This window comes from Labrys neptuniae (assembly GCF_040797145.1).
GTDB classification, from domain to species: Bacteria; Pseudomonadota; Alphaproteobacteria; order Rhizobiales; family Labraceae; genus Labrys; species Labrys neptuniae.
Genome location: NZ_JBFNQD010000003.1, coordinates 250,546 through 266,995 on the forward strand (window position 1 = coordinate 250,546; position 16,450 = coordinate 266,995).

A 16,450-nucleotide genomic window follows, 5' to 3' on the forward strand; every position below is an offset into this window, starting at 1 on the left:
GCTGACATCACGATAGGCCCTCTCCTTGCTGAAGAACATTCTTTCCATCGGCGCCTGGACCATGGTGTCGCGCGTGACCGGTTTTGTCCGGGACGCCTTGATGGCCGCCCTGATGGGAAGCGGCCCGGCCGCCGAGGCCTTCATCGTCGCCTTCCGCCTGCCGAACAATTTCCGCGCCATCTTCGGCGAAGGCGCCTTCAACGCCTCCTTCGTGCCGGCCTACACCAGGGTCCACCAGCAGGATGGCGACGACGCCGCACGGCTGTTCCAGGGGCGGATCGTGTCGATATTGCTGATCTCGCAGGTCATCCTGCTGGGATTGGTGCTGATCTTCACGCCGCAATTCGTCGGCTTGAATGCGCCGGGCTTCGAGGGTGAGCGCTTCGATCTTGCCGTAACGCTCACCCGCATCACTTTTCCCTATCTCATCCTGATCACCCTAGCCACGCTCTATGGCGGCGTGCTCAACGCCGTCGGACGCTTCACGGCGGCTGCCGCGGCACCGATCCTGCTCAATGTGGCGATGATCGCCACCCTGCTCGCGCATCATTGGTTCCCGACCACCGCCCATGCCGCGGCCTGGGGCCTCACCATCTCCGGTGTCCTGCAGCTCGGCTTCATGCTGTGGGCGGCGCGCCGGGCCCGTGTGCTCGCCAAGCCCGAGCCGATCAAGCTGGACGCGCCGGTGAAAGCCTTCTTCAAGGCGCTGGGGCCGGCCACCATCGGCTCGATGGGCACGCAAATCGCCATCTTCGCCGACACCATCATCGCCTCGCTGCTATCGGCCGGCGCGGTGGCGGCACTCTACTATGCCGACCGCATCAATCAGCTGCCGCTCGGCATCATCGGCATCGCGGCCGGCACCGTGATCCTGCCGCAGATGAGTCGCCTGTTGGCGGCCGGACAGGTCGACGAGGCGCATGCCGCCCAGCGGCGGACCATCTTCCTGACCTGGCTGCTGGCAGCCCCCTTTCTCGCCGGCTTCCTCGCGGTCCCCGATCTCATCATGCGCGCGCTCTTCATGCGCGGCGCCTTTACGGCTGGTGACGCGGAGGCCGCCTCCAGCGCCCTTCTCGCTTATGGCGCAGGCTTGCCGGCCGTGGTGCTGATCCGCTCGGCCGTCGCCAGCTTCTACGCCCGCGGCGATACGGCGACGCCACTCTGGGCCTCCCTCACCGGCATCGCCGTCAACATCGGGCTGAAGGTCGTCCTGATGGGGCCGCTCCAGCAGGCGGGCCTTGCCCTGGCGACCTCGCTCGGTGCCTGGGTCAATCTCGGCCTCCTCACGGTACTGGCGAGCCGCCGCGGCTTCATGCATCTCGACAGGCGCCTCTATGCCATGCTGGCTTGCGTCGCCCTGGCAACCGTCACCGCCGGCCTGGCCATGTACGCGGCCGCCACCGCCCTGGTGCCACTCCTGGCCGGGCTCTCCCATATCGGCGACATCATCGGCCTCGCCCTCGTCGGCATCGTTGGCGCCGCGTTCTACGGCGCCACCGTGTATTGCGCGTTCGGCACGGCCGGCATGGACCTCAAAAGCGCGTTACGACGCTGATGCCGACGCCGTCGAAGCGGTCCATCCGCATCAGGGCTTCCGGCGCCTCGTCGAGGCCGATGCGGCTGCCGATCAGCTTCTGAGGCGCCAGCTTGCCGGCAGCGATCATGTCGAACATCGCCTGGTAGCGGAAAGCCTGCATGCCGTGGCTGCCGAGGATCTCGAGCTCATAGGCGATCACCCGGTCCATCGGTATCGGCGGCCGGGCATGGTCGCCCAGCATCAGGCCGACCTGGATGTGGCGGCCGCGCCGACGTAGATTGCCGATGGAATTGACGCTGGTGACGGGATGGCCAAGCGCGTCCAGCGATACCTGGGCGCCACCGCCGGTGAGGTCTCGGACCGCGGCGACGACATCCTTGGTCTGGGCCGCATTGATGGTTGCCACCGCGCCGAACTGGCGGGCGAAATCCAGCTTTTCGTCGGTCAGGTCGATGGCCACGACATTGGCGCCGACGGCGCTGGCAATCATGATCGCCGACAGCCCGACGCCGCCGCAGCCATGCACGGCGACCCAATCGCCTGCCCGAACCCGTCCCTGGTCGACCACCGCCCTGAAAGAGGTGGCGAAGCGGCAACCCAGGCTCGCCGCTGTCGCCGAATCGAGGGCCTCGGGCAATTCCACCAGATTGGCATCGGCGAAATCGAGCGCCACGAATTCCGCGAAAGACCCCCATCCCGTAAAGCCCGGCTGGAACTGCTGTTCGCAGACCTGCTGATTGCCGCCGGCACATTCCCGGCAATGGCCACAGCCCGCGACGAAAGGCACCGTGACGTGCTGCCCCGCGCGCCAACGCCGGACCTGGCTGCCGACCGCCACGATGGTGCCGGCCAATTCGTGCCCAGGCACATGGGGCAGCACGATATCGGGGTCATGCCCCATCCAGCCATGCCAGTCGCTGCGGCACAGGCCCGTGGCCTCGACCTTGACGACCACGCCTTCCGGCGAGGGCGCCGGATCGGGCACGCTCTGCAGTCTCGGCGGCTGCCCGAATTGTTCGAAAACCACAGCTTTCATGGTGGACCCGTATCGCAGCCAATGGACGAGGGCCGGCGCTGGCGCCGGCCCTGCTCGAGGCCTGCCCTATTTGGCGAGCGCATCGAGAATGCGCACCCAGGAGCGGATGCCCCGATGGAAGCTGCGCACATCGTATTTCTCGTTGGGCGAATGGATCTGATCGTCTTCCAGGGCAAAGCCGATCAGGAGCGAATCGATGCCGAGGATGCGCTGCATGTCGCCGACCACCGGGATCGAACCGCCCGACCCGATCACCGGCGCGGTGCGGCCCCATTCCTCCGCCAGCGCCGCTCGCGCCTTGGCAAGCGGCTCGCTATCCGCAGGTACGGCGATCGCCGGTCCCATGCCATGCGACTGGAATTCGGCCTTGCAGTCTGCAGGCAGGCGATCGGTCACGAATTTGCGAAAGGCAGCCTGCACCTTTTCGGGCTCTTGGCCTGCCACGAGGCGGAACGACACCTTGGCGAAAGCCTGCGCGGCGATCACCGTCTTGGCGCCCTCTCCCTCATAGCCGCCACTGATGCCGTTGACGTCACAGGTCGGGCGCACGGTGATCTGCTCGAGCACCGTGCGGTCCTTCTCGCCGGCCGGCACCTTCAGGCCGACTTCGGCGAGATAGGCCTCGCCGTCGAAGTCGAGGGCAGCCCACTCGGCCTTCACTGCCTCGGGCAATTCCTGCACGCCGTCGTAGAAGCCCGGCAGGGTGACGCTGCCATTGTCGTCATGCAGGGCGGCCAGGATCTTCGACAGCACCCGAATCGGGTTCTGGGCAGCGCCGCCATACATGCCCGAATGCAGGTCGCGGCTGGCGGCCTTGATGGTGACTTCCTCATAGACCATGCCGCGCAGCATGGTGGTGATGGCCGGCGTTTCGCGATCCCACATATCGGTATCGCAAACCAGGCAGAAATCGGCCTTCAGCTCGTCCTTGTTCTCTTTGAGGAAGGGAATGAGGCTGCGCGAGGACGATTCTTCTTCGCCCTCGAGGAACACCGTCACATCAACGGGCAATTCCCCCTGGGTCTCGATCAGGGCACGGCAGGCCTCGATGAAGGTCATCACCTGGCCCTTGTCGTCGGAAGCGCCTCTGGCCACGATGATGTCGCCATGGGGACCGGGCTTGCGCACCGGCTCGAACGGCTTGGTGTGCCACAGATTGAGCGGATCCGGCGGCTGCACGTCATAGTGGCCGTAAAACAGGACATGCGGCACGCCCGGCTTGCCGGTGCGGCGATGTCCCACCACCATGGGATGGCCGATGGTCTTGCGAGGGGAGGCATCGAAGCCGATGTCCCTCAAGACCGCAGCGGCCCATTCGGCCGCCTTCTGGCAATCGCCGGCATAGGCGCTGTCGGCGGAGATCGAGGGAATGCGGAGAAATTCGAACAGCCGGTCGAGGCTGGCATCGAGTGCCGTGTCGGCAGCATCGAGCGCTTTATTGATGTCAGACATGTGCCTTAACGATGCGGGTGAGAAAGCGCCAAGCTAACGCGCCTTGCCCGATCTGGGTAGGGCCGACTTGCCTTCCGATGGCATTTTCGCGGCCCATGGCTGCGCCCTCCCCTGAGCGGGAAGGGCAAGAATAGCGCTGGTCAGCTCGCAAGGCTCCGCATCCGGGCGGTGAGTCGCGTGCGCTGGATCATCGATCCCACCCGCCGATAGATCTGCCGCGGCGAGACCGGCTCGGTCAGCACGGCATCAAAACCAGCCTGGGTGGCGGTGAGAAGCGCAGCACGGTTCGGCTGGTTTGCAACCAGCAGAATCGGCACTTCGCGCAGTTCGCCTCCTTCGTCCTGGCTCAGTGCGCCCAACAACGCAAAGGCGTCCGCAAGCACCGGCAGTGCGATCACAACACCCAGCGGCGGGTCCCGCCGCGCCATCTCCAGAGCATCCACGATACCCGAAGCAAGTCTGACTTTGGTCATGCCGAAATCCAGCAGGTTCTCACGCCAAAACTCGGCAACCTCTCGGTTTGGATTCACTAGTAAAATATCAGCAGATTGTATTACTTTTCTATTCGACCGGTCGTTCAGTATAGTTGCGCCATCCATCGCCCAAGAGCCTCCAGCAATCGCGCTTCAAAAGCTCATACGCCAAGGGTACCCAAACGTATATGCTGATCCCAATACCTCACCAGGAGGGCTAGGAATGCAATACGGGAAATTTGACGTAGGCGGCCCGAATAACGGCGAACTGGTAGTACTTGTATACTGACTCTTCAGCTATGGCATTGCGAGAGAGCATGCCTCAGCGTCGTGAACGGCCGCCGAGCACACCTCTCAGGATCGCCTGGGTAATTTCCCGGCCGGCGGTCGTGGCGATCGTGCGCGTCACCGAGCGAATCACGGCCTGCGAGGTCGTCATGCGGCCGGAAGCACGCCCACCGCCGCTGCCCGAACCGAACACGCTCCCCAGGACGCTGCCGAGCAAACCGCCGCCCTCCTCCGCCTGCTCGGCGGGCCCCGCCTCGTCGGTGACGCGGCGCTGCAGCATTTCGAAGGCCGATTCGCGATCGACCACGGTTTCATATTTGCCGCGCAGCGGGGAAGCCTGCAGGATCGCCTGGCGCTCGGCCGGCGTGATGGCGCCCACGCGTGCCGCCGGCGGCAGGATCAGCGCCCGCTGCACGATGGAAGGCACGCCATTGCCTTCGAGGAAGGAAACCAGGGCCTCGCCCTTGCCGAGCTCCGAGATGACCTTGGCGGTGTCGAGATCGGGATTGGGGCGGAAGGTCTCGGCAGCGGCCTTGACCGCCTTCTGATCGCGCGGGGTGAAGGCGCGCAGAGCATGCTGCACGCGATTGCCGAGCTGGCCGAGCACGGTGTCGGGCACGTCGAGCGGGTTCTGGGTGACGAAATAGACACCGATGCCCTTGGAGCGGATCAGGCGCACCACCTGCTCGATCTTCTGCAGCAACGCAGGCGGGGCATCGTTGAACAACAGATGCGCTTCGTCGAAAAAGAACACCAGCTTGGGCTTGTCGAGGTCGCCGACCTCGGGCAGTTGCTCGAAGAGCTCGGACAGCAGCCAGAGCAGGAAGGTGGCGTAGAGCTGGGGCGCCATCATCAGCTTGTCGGCGGCCAGGATGTTGATGGTACCGCGCCCCTTGGCATCGAGCAGGCCGATATCGGCAAGCGACAGGGCCGGCTCGCCGAAGAATTTGTCGCCACCCTGCTGCTCCAGCGCCAGGAGCTGGCGCTGGATCGCCCCCACCGTCGTCTTGGAGACATTGCCATAGGTCTTGATCAGTTCGGCGGCCTTGTCGGCCATGTCGGCCAGCAGGGCCTGGAGATCCTTGAGATCGAGCAGCAGCAGGCCCTGGTCGTCGGCGAGCTTGAAGGCGGCGTTGAGCACACCCTCCTGGACATCGTTGAGCTGCAGCATCCGAGCCAGAAGCAGCGGTCCGACATCGGAGACCGTCGCGCGGATCGGCATGCCCTGTTCGCCGAAGACGTCCCAGAACTGCACCGGGAACTGGTCGGGCTGATAGGTGATGCCGACCTCGGCGGCCCTCTTGACGATGAAGTCCTTGGCTTCGCCGCGCTGGGAAACGCCGGAGAGGTCGCCCTTGATGTCGGCGGCGAAGACCGGCACGCCACGGGCGGAGAACCCCTCCGCCAGCACCTGCAGGGTCACCGTCTTGCCGGTTCCCGTCGCCCCGGTGACCAACCCATGGCGATTGCCGAAGGCCAGCGCGAGATATTGAGGCTCGACGCTCTTGGCGACGAAAATCCGGCTCTGATCGGTCATCTCTTCCTGTCCTGAACGGTCAAATCGCAACGCAAACCATAACCGGCCGCGCCGCCAATCGCTACGGCCAATGGCTTGATGAAGTGTTACAAGTATTTAAAGCCACGGCCTTGATCTCCATGGCAAAATGGGAAACAGAGAAGAGCGGTTTGCCTACCGTGTGTCTCTGGTAGCAGCCGCGTCACGTCAGGGAGAAGAAAGATGGAAGAGCTGGTCGCCCAACTGGGTGCGAAGATTGGCGTGAGCCCCGAAGTTGCGACGCAGGCTATCGGTGCCGTGCTTGCCTTCCTGGAGCGGGAAGGACCCGCCGACGCGGTATCGAAGCTCGTCGATTCGATCAGTGGCGCGCGTGAAGTCACCAATGAGGCCATGAATGCCCAGAGCGGCGGTTTCATGGGCATGCTGGCCGGCATGGTCGGCCATGTCGGCGGCGGCATTGCAGGCCTCGGCGGCCAGCTGATGGCGCTCGGCCTCGACCTCAACCAGATCCAGGCGATCGGCAAGGAGCTCTTCGCCTATGCCGAGAAGGAAGCCGGGCCGGAAGTCGTCGGCAAGATTGTTGCCGAGATCCCTGAACTCGGCCAGTTCGTCTGAGCCATGGCGGAGGCGGATGCGGATGAGGCCCGCTGGCGCGACGCCGTCGCCGGCGTGCTCAAGGGAGCCTCCTTCGAGGACAGGCTGACCAGCCTGTTGCCGGACGGCGCGCGCCTCCAGCCCATCCATGCCCGCATGGCCGGCGCCCTGCCCATTCCCGGGCGGTCGCCGGCTGCACCCTGGACCATCGTCCAGCGTGCCGACCATCCCGATGTCGTACCGGCGAACAGCCAGCTCCTCGAGGATCTCGAGGGCGGTGCCGGTGGCATGACGCTGGTGACGACGCAAAGCCCGTTCGCCCGCGGCTTCGGCGTCGTGATCACCTCGGCCGGCAGCCTGGACGGCCTGCTGGCCGGAGTCGTGCGCAATGCGATCGAGATCCGGCTCGAAGCGGGGCCGCAGACCCTCGAAGTCGCGCGCTGGCTCAGCGAGATCGAAGGCGGCACTGTTCATTACGGTTATGACCCGATCGGCCAGCTCGCCACCACGGGCATCTTGCCAACCGGCTGGCCCTCGACAGCTTCGGTTCTCGCCAATCATCGGCAAGGCGGCACGGTGCTGACCGCCGATAGCCGCCCCTTTCATGAGGCCGGCGCGACCCCGGGGCTCGAGCTCGCCAGCACGCTGAGCTCGGCCCTGTCCTATCTGCGCGTGCTGGAAGCGACCGGCCTGCGCCTCGAAGAAGCGCGCCACTGCATCGGCTTTACCGTCGCCGCTGATCAGGACGTGTTCACCACCATCGCCAAGCTCCGGGCCCTGCGCCTGCTCTGGCTCGAGATCGAGGACGCCTGCGACCTTGCCTCCTCCCCGATCCACATCCACGCAGAAACCGCCTGGCGCATGCTGAGCCGGCGCGACCCCGCCACCAACATGCTGCGCAATGGGCTGGCCACCGCCGCGGCAGGCCTGGGTGGGGCCGACAGTGTCGCCATCCTGCCCCATACCGCCGCCAACGGGCTCGCCGACACCCATGCCCGGCGCGTTGCCCGCAATTGCCAGCATGTCCTGATCAGCGAGGCCAATCTGCACCGCATCGCCGATCCGGCCGCCGGCTCCGGCGGGCTGGAGGCGATGACGCAGGCTCTGTGCGAGGCCGGCTGGACCCAGTTCCAGGCCATCGAACGCCAGGGCGGCATCATTAATGTGATCCAGTCGGGCTGGCTGCAGGAAGAGATCCAGAGGCTGCGCCGGCCCGTCGGTACCATCATCGGCGCCAACAAATACACCCTGGCGGAGGAACCGGCGGTTTCGGTGCTGCGGCCGGCCCCGGACGAGGAGGCCCCGCCCCCCTCGCCGGCCCTGAGCCGCAAGCGCGACGCGCTCGCCTTCGAAAGCCTGTCGGGAGGCACCCCATGAGCCGCATCCCCGATTTTTCCGCGCGTCCCCGCCGCCGACCCGCCCCTGGACCGCTCTTGACCGGCGAGGTCTGGCGCACGCCCGAGGGCATCGACATCAAGGCCGTGCATGGCGAGAGCGACCTGATCGGCCTGCAGGCGGTCGATTCCTGGCCGGGCCTGCCGCCTTTCCTGCGCGGCCCCTACCCGACCATGTATGTCCAGCAGCCCTGGACCATTCGCCAATATGCCGGCTTTTCGACTGCCGAGGAATCCAACGCCTTTTATCGGCGCAACCTTGCGGCAGGCCAGAAGGGCCTGTCGATCGCTTTCGATCTCGCCACCCATCGCGGCTATGATTCTGACCATCCGCGCGTGACCGGCGATGTCGGCATGGCCGGCGTCGCCATCGATTCCATCATCGACATGCGCACCTTGTTCCAGGGTATCCCGCTCGACGAGATGTCGGTGTCGATGACCATGAACGGCGCGGTGCTGCCGATCCTGGCGCTCTATATTGTCGCGGCCGAGGAACAGGGCGTTTCGCCCGACAAGCTGGCGGGAACTATTCAGAACGACATTCTGAAGGAGTTCATGGTCCGCAACACCTATATCTACCCGCCGGGCCCTTCCATGCGCATCGTCGGTGACATCATTGCCTACACCGCGCGGAACATGCCGAAATTCAACGCGATCTCGATCTCCGGCTACCACATGCAGGAGGCCGGCGCGACACAGGACCTGGAGCTCGGCTACACCCTGGCCGACGGTGTCGAATACATCAAGGCCGGGCTGAAGGCCGGGCTCGACATCGACCATTTCGCCCCGCGCCTGTCCTTCTTCTTCGCCATCGGCATGAATTTCACCATGGAGGTGGCCAAGCTGCGGGCCGCCCGGCTGCTGTGGACGCGGCTGGTGCAGCAATTCAATCCGACGTCGCAGAAATCCCTCGCCTTGCGCACGCATTGCCAGACTTCCGGCTGGTCGCTGACGGCGCAGGACGTCTACAACAACGTCACGCGCACCTTGATCGAGGCGATGGCAGCCACGCAAGGCGGCACCCAGTCCCTGCACACCAACGCCCTCGACGAGGCCCTGGCGCTGCCGACGGACTTTTCGGCCCGCATCGCCCGCAACACCCAGCTCGTGCTGCAGCAGGAGAGCGGCACCACCGGGCTGATCGATCCCTGGGGCGGGGCCCACGCCATCGAAAGCCTCACCGCCGACCTTGCCGCCAAGGCCTGGCAGCATATCGAGGAAGTCGAGGCGATGGGCGGCATGGCCAAGGCGATCGAAGCCGGCCTGCCCAAACTGCGCATCGAGGAAGCCGCCAGTCGCACCCAGGCCCGCATCGATGCCGGCGAACAGGCGGTGATCGGCGTCAACATCTACAAGCCGCAATCGGAGCCACCGCTCGACCTGCTCAAGGTCGACAATTCGGCGGTACGGGCGGCCCAGATTGCCAAGCTCGCGCAGTTGAAGGCCGAGCGCGATCCGGTTGCCCTGGAGCAGGCCCTGGACGCCCTGAGCAAGGGCGCGGAAGGCGATGCCAATCTCCTTGCCCTCGCCGTCGACGCGGCGCGGGCCAAGGCGACCGTCGGCGAGATTTCGTCAGCCCTCGAAAAGGTGTTCAGCCGCCACAAGGCGCAGATCCGCGCCACCTCCGGCGTCTACAAGGCCGCGATGAGTGGCGACGGCATCGCCAAGGTCCAGCAGAAGACGCAGACCTTCCGTGAGGAAGAGGGACGTCCACCCAAGATCCTGGTGGCCAAGATGGGCCAGGACGGCCATGATCGCGGCCAGAAGGTGATCGCCTCGGCTTTCGGCGATCTCGGCTTCGAGGTCGAGATCGGCCCCCTGTTCGCCACGCCCGAGGAAGTCGCCAGGCAGGCAGCCGACAGCGACGTCCATATCGTCGGTGTCTCCTCCCTCACCGCCGGGCACCTGACATTGGTTCCCGCCTTGCGCAAGGCCCTGGTGGCCGAGGGGCGGCCCGACATCATGATCGTGGTAGGCGGCGTGGTGCCCGAGCAGGATTTCGAAGCGCTCTACACGGCGGGTGCCCAGGCGATCTTCCCGCCCGGCACGGTGATCACTGAGGCTGCCGGCGGCCTGCTCGACGAATTGCTGAACCAGTTGCGCCACCGGCACCACAACAGGCCAAGGGACGCTCAGTGACGGCCGGCGTTTTATGGGATCGCAGGCATCCCTGCCTGCTCTTCCTTGAAACGCCGCGGTTCCAAGGGCAGGCAAGGATGCCTGCGATCCCAATGTACTCCGCCAAGATCGTCACGGCCCGCCCTCATCACGATTTGGCGGAGATCGCGCTCAATTCTTCCAGGTCGAGGTCCCGCTCCAGTTCGTGCAGCGTCTCGTTGTCGATCTTTCCGAGCCGGTGGAGGCGAATGAGTTCGTCGCGCCCGGTAGCGATTGCCGCCAAAACGACGTCGAAATGGGCGTGCAGCCCTGGCTGATACGCTTCGGTCCGCTCGGCATAGTCGACGATCATCGTGGCCCGGCGCTGGTAGCGCTCCAGCAATCGGGGATGGATGAGCGTCCCCTCGCTGTCATAGGCGAGCTTCTCGATGGTAACCAATTGCTTCTGCGCCATGGCGGATTCGGCCTGGGCCATGGTGAGGCGCGCCCGCTCCGATTCCGGCTCGACCGGCTTCACCCAGCCGATCACCCGCCCCAGGGTGGTGCCCTGGACGAGCACCGTTCCCAGGATGACGGCGAACGACGTCACCAGGATGAAGTCGCGGCCGGGAAAGCCTTCCGGTATGCTCAGCGCCAGGGCCAGGGTGACGACGCCGCGCACGCCAGCCCAACTCAGGATGGTGGCGTTGGCAAGGCCGAGCGGCGTGTAGCGATCGAGCCCCGCAGCCCTGCAAAGCCGGATCACCAGATCGGACCCGAACACCCAGGCAAAGCGCGCAAGGGTGAGTGCCGCGAGGATCACCAGAATGGGCACGGCCATGGTATCGGCCACCACGCCGAATCCGCCACCGCGCTCCACCACGCCACGCAGGGTGAAGCCGATCAGGATGAAGACCGCCGCTTCCATCAGGAAGATCATCACGGTCCAAAACGCCGTGCCGCGCATGCGTACCGAAGCCGAAAACACGGTGTGCTGGTACCAGCCGGCGATCAAGCCCGTGGTGACCGTGGCGATGACGCCGGAGACGTGGAGCATCTCGCCCAGCAGGTAGGACGACCAGGACAACAGGCAGGTGGCAGCGATGATCAGATATTCGTCACCGAGGCGGCGGGCGAGCAGCACCCATGTCGCGCCCGCTGCGACACCAACGAGGACACCGCCCAGTGCCAGCAGGAAGAACTCGCCGACCGCATCCACCGCACTGAAGGTGCCGGTGACGCCCGCAGCGATGGCAAAGCGGAACAGCACCAGGCCGCTGGCATCGTTGAACAGGCTCTCGCCCTCGAGCAGGATCTGCAGGCGCCGGGGCAGCTTCACCCGTTGCAGCACGGCGCGGGCGGAGACGGCATCGGGCGGCGAGACGATCGCCCCGAGCGCCGCACAGGCGGCCCAGGGCAAGGACGGGAAGACGAGATGGGTCGCCACCGCGACGACGAGAGAGGTGAAGACCACAGCACCGACCGCCAGCGAGGCGATGCCGATCATGTGGCGCCGCAACCGGCCGAGTGCGATGAACCACGCCCCGTCCATCAGGAGCGGTGGCAAGAAGATGACGAGCACCAGGTTGGGATCGAGCGCAATGGCGGGCAGGCCCGGCAGAAAGGCGAGCGATGCGCCGCCGACCAGCAGCGCCACTGAAGGCGGCAGCCCCAGCTTGTGGGCGGCAAAGTGCAGCACGATGATCGCCAGGAACATCGCGATCACCAGTTCGAACAGGTGAATAGGGTCCATCAGCCTTTGCCCCGATTTGGCTTTTGCAGACCCTATAACGTCAGATCAGAAATGAAAGCCGGCGTTTCGGCGGAAATGCCGGGCCGATGAGACTGCTCCTATCGAGTCTCTCATTTCGAAGAGCATGGCCCAGACGAGCGAGACGCGCCAATCCTTCCCCGATTGCGGGGAAGGTGGCGATGCGAAGCATCGACGGAAGGGGGAGAGCGGCTCAAATCGTGCAATAACAAGCACTATGGCGCCACTCTCCCCCACCCGGCCCTTCGGGCCACCCTCCCCGCAGACGGGGAGGGATTGGCGCGCTCAATTCTGAAATCGTACCTTGTTCAGCCCGATTGACGATATCTCCCCCGCTCAGCGCGGAGCGGTAACGATGACGTTCCAGGATCCCGGCATGAGTCTCGCCTGCAGCCGGTCGCCTTCAAGGCTCACAGTTTCGATCGGTGCCGGCGCGACGGTGTCCTGGGCGTCTTTGGTGTTGACCGCCTTCATGTTGGGATGATGGATCTGCAGCGCCTCCACCACTTGCCGGTTGCCGCCGAAGCCCCGCAGCAGCACTTCGAGGTCCATCGGTTCGCCGAGATGGCGGTTCAGGGCGAAAATGGTGACCTGGCCGGTGGTCTCGTCCTCGGTGACGCAGGCATGGAGGTAGGGAATTTCCGGCGCCGTCTTGCCGGCATAGGAGGGCGAGGAGATCAGCGAGCGCAGCACGCGGCCATGGGCATGGCGTGCCGTGAGTGCGAAGGGATGGAAGATGGTCTGGCGCCAAGCCGCTCCGCCCGGCTCCGTCATGATCGGGCCGATGATGTTCACGAGCTGGGCAATGCAGGCGCATTTCACGCGGTCGGCATTGTTGAGCAGCGTGATCAGCGCACCGCCCACCAGGAGCGCATCCTCGGTGTTGTAGACTTCCTCGATCAGCGGCGGATGCTCGGGCCAGCCGGGCTTGCGTAGATGCTCGTGGGTGCGAGCCTTGTACCAGACGTTCCACTCGTCGAGGGACAGCATGATCCGCTTGGGCGAGCGGCGCGTGGCGGCCACCGCGTCGGCAATGGCGACCACTTCGCGGATGAAGGCCTCCAGCAGCTCGATATTGCCGAGGAATTCCTCGGTGCTGTCATGCGGGTTCTGGAAATAGGTGTGCAGGGAGATGAAGTCGACATAGTCGAAGCAATGGTCGAGGACTTCGTATTCCCAGCGGGCATAGGTGGCCATGTCGCGGTTGGACGAACCGCAGGCAGCCAGTTCGATGGAGGGATCGACCCAGCGCATCACCTTGGCGGTCTCATGGGCGATGCGGCCATATTCGCCCGCCGTCTTGGCGCCGATCTGCCAGGGGCCGTCCATCTCGTTGCCCAGGCACCAGAACTTGATGTCGTGCGGCTTCTCATAGCCGTGGCTCTTGCGCAGCTCCGACAGCTCGGTGCCACCCGGGTGGTTGCAATATTCGATGAAGCGCCGCGCCTCGTCATGGTCGCGGGTGCCGAGATTGACGCCGAACATCGGTTCCACCCCGACCTTGCGGGACCAGTCGATGAACTCATTGGTGCCGAAGGCATTGGTCTCGGTCGAGAACCAGGCGAGGTCGAGCCGGCGCGGCCGCTCTTCCACCGGGCCGACGCCGTCTTCCCAATTGTAGCCGGACAGGAAATTGCCGCCGGGATAGCGCACGATGGTGGTGCCGAGTTCGCGGGTCAGCTCGGCGACATCCTGGCGAAAACCCTGGTCATCGGCGCTGGGATGGCCGGGCTCGAAGATACCGGTGTAGACGCACCGTCCCATATGCTCGACGAAGGTACCGAAGATACGGCGGTCGAGATCGGAGATGATGAAATCGTGATCGACGATCAGGCGGGCGGACGGCATGGCGAAAACTGACCTTTGAACCGGGGAAATATCGGGCGGAAAAGGGACCCACGGCGGGAGGAGAGCCGTGGGTCCTAGAGCGTTTTCCAGAAAAGCTGATAGACTTTTCGATTAAGAAAACGCGTCAAAACAAAGAGTTAGAGAGAGTGGGATTTAAAGAAATCATACTTTCTCTAGCTGTGGCGAACGCGGCCTTACTTCGCGTTCGCCAGCAATTCGTTGATGCGGGACTGGGCATCGGCGAGCGCGGCGTCGATCTCCTTGTCGCCGGTCACGCCGGCGGTGACCTCGTCATTCTCGATCTCCTGGATCGCGAATTGACGCTTCACCGCCGCCGGACGGGCGGCGCCGTTGGTGGTCAGCGGTGCGAGATCGGCCCGGTGCGGCAGGGCCTTGAACTCGGCGCTGTCGGCCACGGACCTGCGGATGGGCAGATGGCCGGTGCGCGCCCACTGGAAATCATTGTCCCACAGGAATTTCAGGAATTCGTAGGCCGATTTGCGCTGGGCATCGCTGAGATCGGCCTTGAGGACCACCCAGCTATGCCCATCGGCCCAGACGCGCGGGCTGCCGGGATAGAGCTGCGGGAAAGGCACCACCGCATAGCCATTGGACAGGGGCGCACCACTCTTCTTGGATTCTTGGTCATAGGTATCGACCAGCCAGGTGCCGCAGATGAACACGCCCGCATCGCCGGCCGCGAAGCTGGCGACCGAGGCGGCATAGTCCTGCCCCTTGGTGGTGTCGCCGTTCTGGTAGAGCGCCTTCAGCAGTGTCGCGGCGTTCTTGGCCTCGGGCGTGGCGAAATTGACCTTGGTTGGATCGGCGAAGAATTCCGAATTCTGCTGGTAGAGCAGCGTATCGAAGGTGCGCGTGAAGAAGGCACGCTCATTGGCGATGGTCCAGACGAAATAGGGCTTGCCCGTCTTTTCCTTGAACTGCTTGGCCTGGGCCAGCAGTTCCTCGCCATTCTTGGGCAGGATCGGCTTGCCAGCAGCATCGACGAGGCCGGCCTGCTTGAACAGGTTCAGATTGATGTGCCAGAGCCAGGTATGGGTATCGAAGGGCAAGGCATAGGTCTTGCCGTCCTTGGTGACCCCGGCCTTGGCGGCATCGGTGAAGTCAGCGGTATCGACACCCGCCGCCTTCAAGCCCTCGTCGAGGGGTTCCAGCAGCCCGCGCGAGGAATAGTCGCTGATCACGGCCTCATGCATGACCGAGATGGTCGGCGGCTCGCCCGAGCGGATGCGGGCGGTGAGCTGGTCGTAGCCCGGCCATTCGACGATATCGACCTTGACGCGGGTGTCCTTGCTCTCCGCATTGAACTTGTTGATCAGCGCCGTGATGATGCCGCACTCGCCATTGGCCTTGGCGACATCCGTCACCGCGCCATAGTCGGCTTCGCAGGCACCGAAGAAGCGTGACACCGAGATCTCGGTCTTGTCCTGGGCGAGGCCGGCCTGCGACGACAGCAGCAAGAGGGCCCCGGCATAGAGCAATCGTTTCAAACCGATCATGCATTTCCTCCGTTTCGGCCGATTTTGTTCAAGGTCGAGCGCGCGGCCGGGACGCGGAACCAGGAGATCTTCTCGGAGTCAGCGGATCGCGGCGCCGGCCACGGCGCGGACGATGTATTTCTGGAAGAACAGGTAGACGATGAAGACGGGCAGCCCGGCGAAGACGGCCTGCGCCATCAAGAAGCCGAGCCCCTCGGACTGGGCAAAATTGGTCTGGGTCGAGGCCATGCCGACGGTGAGGGTGAACATGTCGGGCTTGGTCGCCGAGATCAGGGGCCACAAATAGTCGTTCCAGGCCGACAGGAAGGTGAAGATGCCGAGCGTGGCCTGAGCCGGGATGGTCAGCGGCAGCACCACCTTCCAGAAGATCTTGAAGCGCGAGGCATTGTCGAGCATCGCGGCCTCGTCGATGTCGCGCGGGATGGCCTTGAAATATTGCGTCATCAGGAAGACGCCGAAGGCATGGGACAGCCCCGGCAGGATCAGCGCCGGATAGCCATTATGCATCTTCCAGTCGGTGAACATCTGGTGGCGGGCGATGATCACCGCCTGTTCGGGGATGGCGAGGCCCAGCAGCACCAGCACGAACAGGATGTCTCGGCCGAAAAACTCGGTGCGTGCGAAGCCGTAGCCGGCCAGGGATGACAGCACCAACGTGCCGATGGTCATGCCGCCGGCCACGATCATGGAGTTGAGCAGCCAGCGAAACACGCCGGATGACGCGATGATGTCGGTGTAGTTCTTCAAGGTATAGGGCGGATGCAGGGCCGTGGCGGTGGAGAGCATCAGCTCCGAATTGGGCTTGAAGGAGAGCACGATCACCCAGGCGACGGGAACCAGCCAAGCGAAGGCCAGGACCAGGACGCCCGCCAGGATCACCCGGTCTCCGGCGGTGCGGCCGACGAATTGCTGCGCGCTCGCCATGGC

At 64.7% G+C, this 16,450-nt stretch carries 12 protein-coding genes; 4 read left to right on the top strand and 8 right to left on the bottom strand.

The annotated features are described in order from the left end of the window. The first annotated feature begins 25 nt into the window (after nt 1-25). Entirely contained in the window at nt 26-1,555 is a 1,530-nt protein-coding gene (gene murJ / locus ABXS05_RS11895; protein ID WP_311933383.1) for a murein biosynthesis integral membrane protein MurJ, read from the top strand. Here murJ and ABXS05_RS11900 read toward each other — a convergent pair. From ABXS05_RS11900 to ABXS05_RS11915, 4 genes are all read right to left on the bottom strand, one after another. Then, the gene (locus ABXS05_RS11900; protein ID WP_367624064.1) at nt 1,533-2,573 is read right to left on the bottom strand and encodes a zinc-dependent alcohol dehydrogenase family protein; all 1,041 of its coding nucleotides are present in this window, start codon (nt 2,571-2,573) and stop codon (nt 1,533-1,535) included. The genes murJ and ABXS05_RS11900 overlap by 23 nt on opposite strands. A 66-nt stretch (nt 2,574-2,639) precedes the next feature. Next, the gene (locus ABXS05_RS11905; RefSeq protein ID WP_367624065.1) at nt 2,640-4,025 is read right to left on the bottom strand and encodes a M20/M25/M40 family metallo-hydrolase; all 1,386 of its coding nucleotides are present in this window, start codon (nt 4,023-4,025) and stop codon (nt 2,640-2,642) included. A 140-nt stretch (nt 4,026-4,165) separates the two neighbouring features. Then, the gene (locus tag ABXS05_RS11910; RefSeq protein ID WP_156771527.1) at nt 4,166-4,624 is read right to left on the bottom strand and encodes a response regulator; all 459 of its coding nucleotides are present in this window, start codon (nt 4,622-4,624) and stop codon (nt 4,166-4,168) included. A 196-nt stretch (nt 4,625-4,820) separates the two neighbouring features. Next, complete coding sequence (locus tag ABXS05_RS11915) at nt 4,821-6,323, bottom strand: helicase HerA-like domain-containing protein (protein WP_367624066.1); 1,503 nt, start codon at nt 6,321-6,323, stop codon at nt 4,821-4,823. 201 nt (nt 6,324-6,524) lie between these two features. On the opposite strand from ABXS05_RS11915, the gene ABXS05_RS11920 reads away from it, so the two are divergent. Genes ABXS05_RS11920 through scpA form a run of 3 tightly spaced genes read left to right on the top strand, consistent with a single transcriptional unit; the run spans nt 6,525 to nt 10,429 of the window. Beyond that, nucleotides 6,525-6,917, top strand: a complete 393-nt coding sequence (locus ABXS05_RS11920) for a DUF2780 domain-containing protein (protein WP_068288794.1) — start codon at nt 6,525-6,527, stop codon at nt 6,915-6,917. 3 nt (nt 6,918-6,920) lie between these two features. After that, nucleotides 6,921-8,273: a methylmalonyl-CoA mutase family protein gene (locus ABXS05_RS11925; RefSeq protein WP_367624067.1), complete on the top strand. Its 1,353-nt coding sequence runs from the start codon at nt 6,921-6,923 to the stop codon at nt 8,271-8,273. Then, complete coding sequence (scpA, locus tag ABXS05_RS11930) at nt 8,270-10,429, top strand: methylmalonyl-CoA mutase (RefSeq protein WP_367624068.1); 2,160 nt, start codon at nt 8,270-8,272, stop codon at nt 10,427-10,429. The genes ABXS05_RS11925 and scpA overlap by 4 nt, the downstream gene beginning before the upstream one ends. A 127-nt stretch (nt 10,430-10,556) precedes the next feature. Here scpA and ABXS05_RS11935 read toward each other — a convergent pair whose 3' ends face one another. The 4 genes from ABXS05_RS11935 to ABXS05_RS11950 form a co-directional block, all read right to left on the bottom strand. Further along, the gene (locus ABXS05_RS11935) at nt 10,557-12,140 is read right to left on the bottom strand and encodes a Na+/H+ antiporter (RefSeq protein ID WP_367624069.1); all 1,584 of its coding nucleotides are present in this window, start codon (nt 12,138-12,140) and stop codon (nt 10,557-10,559) included. Between the two features lie 354 nt (nt 12,141-12,494). Continuing rightward, complete coding sequence (arfA, locus tag ABXS05_RS11940) at nt 12,495-14,006, bottom strand: arabinosylfuranosidase ArfA (protein WP_367624070.1); 1,512 nt, start codon at nt 14,004-14,006, stop codon at nt 12,495-12,497. A 194-nt stretch (nt 14,007-14,200) separates the two neighbouring features. Further along, nucleotides 14,201-15,523 (bottom strand): extracellular solute-binding protein, encoded by a 1,323-nt coding sequence (locus tag ABXS05_RS11945; protein WP_367624071.1) that lies wholly within the window; start codon nt 15,521-15,523, stop codon nt 14,201-14,203. Nucleotides 15,524-15,601: 78 nt separating this feature from the next. Beyond that, the gene (locus ABXS05_RS11950; RefSeq protein WP_311933393.1) at nt 15,602-16,447 is read right to left on the bottom strand and encodes a carbohydrate ABC transporter permease; all 846 of its coding nucleotides are present in this window, start codon (nt 16,445-16,447) and stop codon (nt 15,602-15,604) included. Nucleotides 16,448-16,450 lie beyond the last annotated feature (3 nt).

What these genes read in the sequence shown, in the direction of transcription:
- scpA (WP_367624068.1), top strand. Translation starts at nt 8,270, where the DNA reads ATGAGCCGCATCCCCGATTTTTCCGCGCGTCCCCGCCGCCGACCCGCC.
- ABXS05_RS11905 (WP_367624065.1), bottom strand. Translation starts at nt 4,025, where the DNA reads ATGTCTGACATCAATAAAGCGCTCGATGCTGCCGACACGGCACTCGAT.
- ABXS05_RS11945 (WP_367624071.1), bottom strand. Translation starts at nt 15,523, where the DNA reads ATGATCGGTTTGAAACGATTGCTCTATGCCGGGGCCCTCTTGCTGCTG.
- arfA (WP_367624070.1), bottom strand. Translation starts at nt 14,006, where the DNA reads ATGCCGTCCGCCCGCCTGATCGTCGATCACGATTTCATCATCTCCGAT.
- ABXS05_RS11900 (WP_367624064.1), bottom strand. Translation starts at nt 2,573, where the DNA reads ATGAAAGCTGTGGTTTTCGAACAATTCGGGCAGCCGCCGAGACTGCAG.
- ABXS05_RS11950 (WP_311933393.1), bottom strand. Translation starts at nt 16,447, where the DNA reads ATGGCGAGCGCGCAGCAATTCGTCGGCCGCACCGCCGGAGACCGGGTG.
- ABXS05_RS11915 (WP_367624066.1), bottom strand. Translation starts at nt 6,323, where the DNA reads ATGACCGATCAGAGCCGGATTTTCGTCGCCAAGAGCGTCGAGCCTCAA.
- ABXS05_RS11920 (WP_068288794.1), top strand. Translation starts at nt 6,525, where the DNA reads ATGGAAGAGCTGGTCGCCCAACTGGGTGCGAAGATTGGCGTGAGCCCC.
- ABXS05_RS11935 (WP_367624069.1), bottom strand. Translation starts at nt 12,140, where the DNA reads ATGGACCCTATTCACCTGTTCGAACTGGTGATCGCGATGTTCCTGGCG.
- ABXS05_RS11925 (WP_367624067.1), top strand. Translation starts at nt 6,921, where the DNA reads ATGGCGGAGGCGGATGCGGATGAGGCCCGCTGGCGCGACGCCGTCGCC.
- ABXS05_RS11910 (WP_156771527.1), bottom strand. Translation starts at nt 4,624, where the DNA reads ATGGATGGCGCAACTATACTGAACGACCGGTCGAATAGAAAAGTAATA.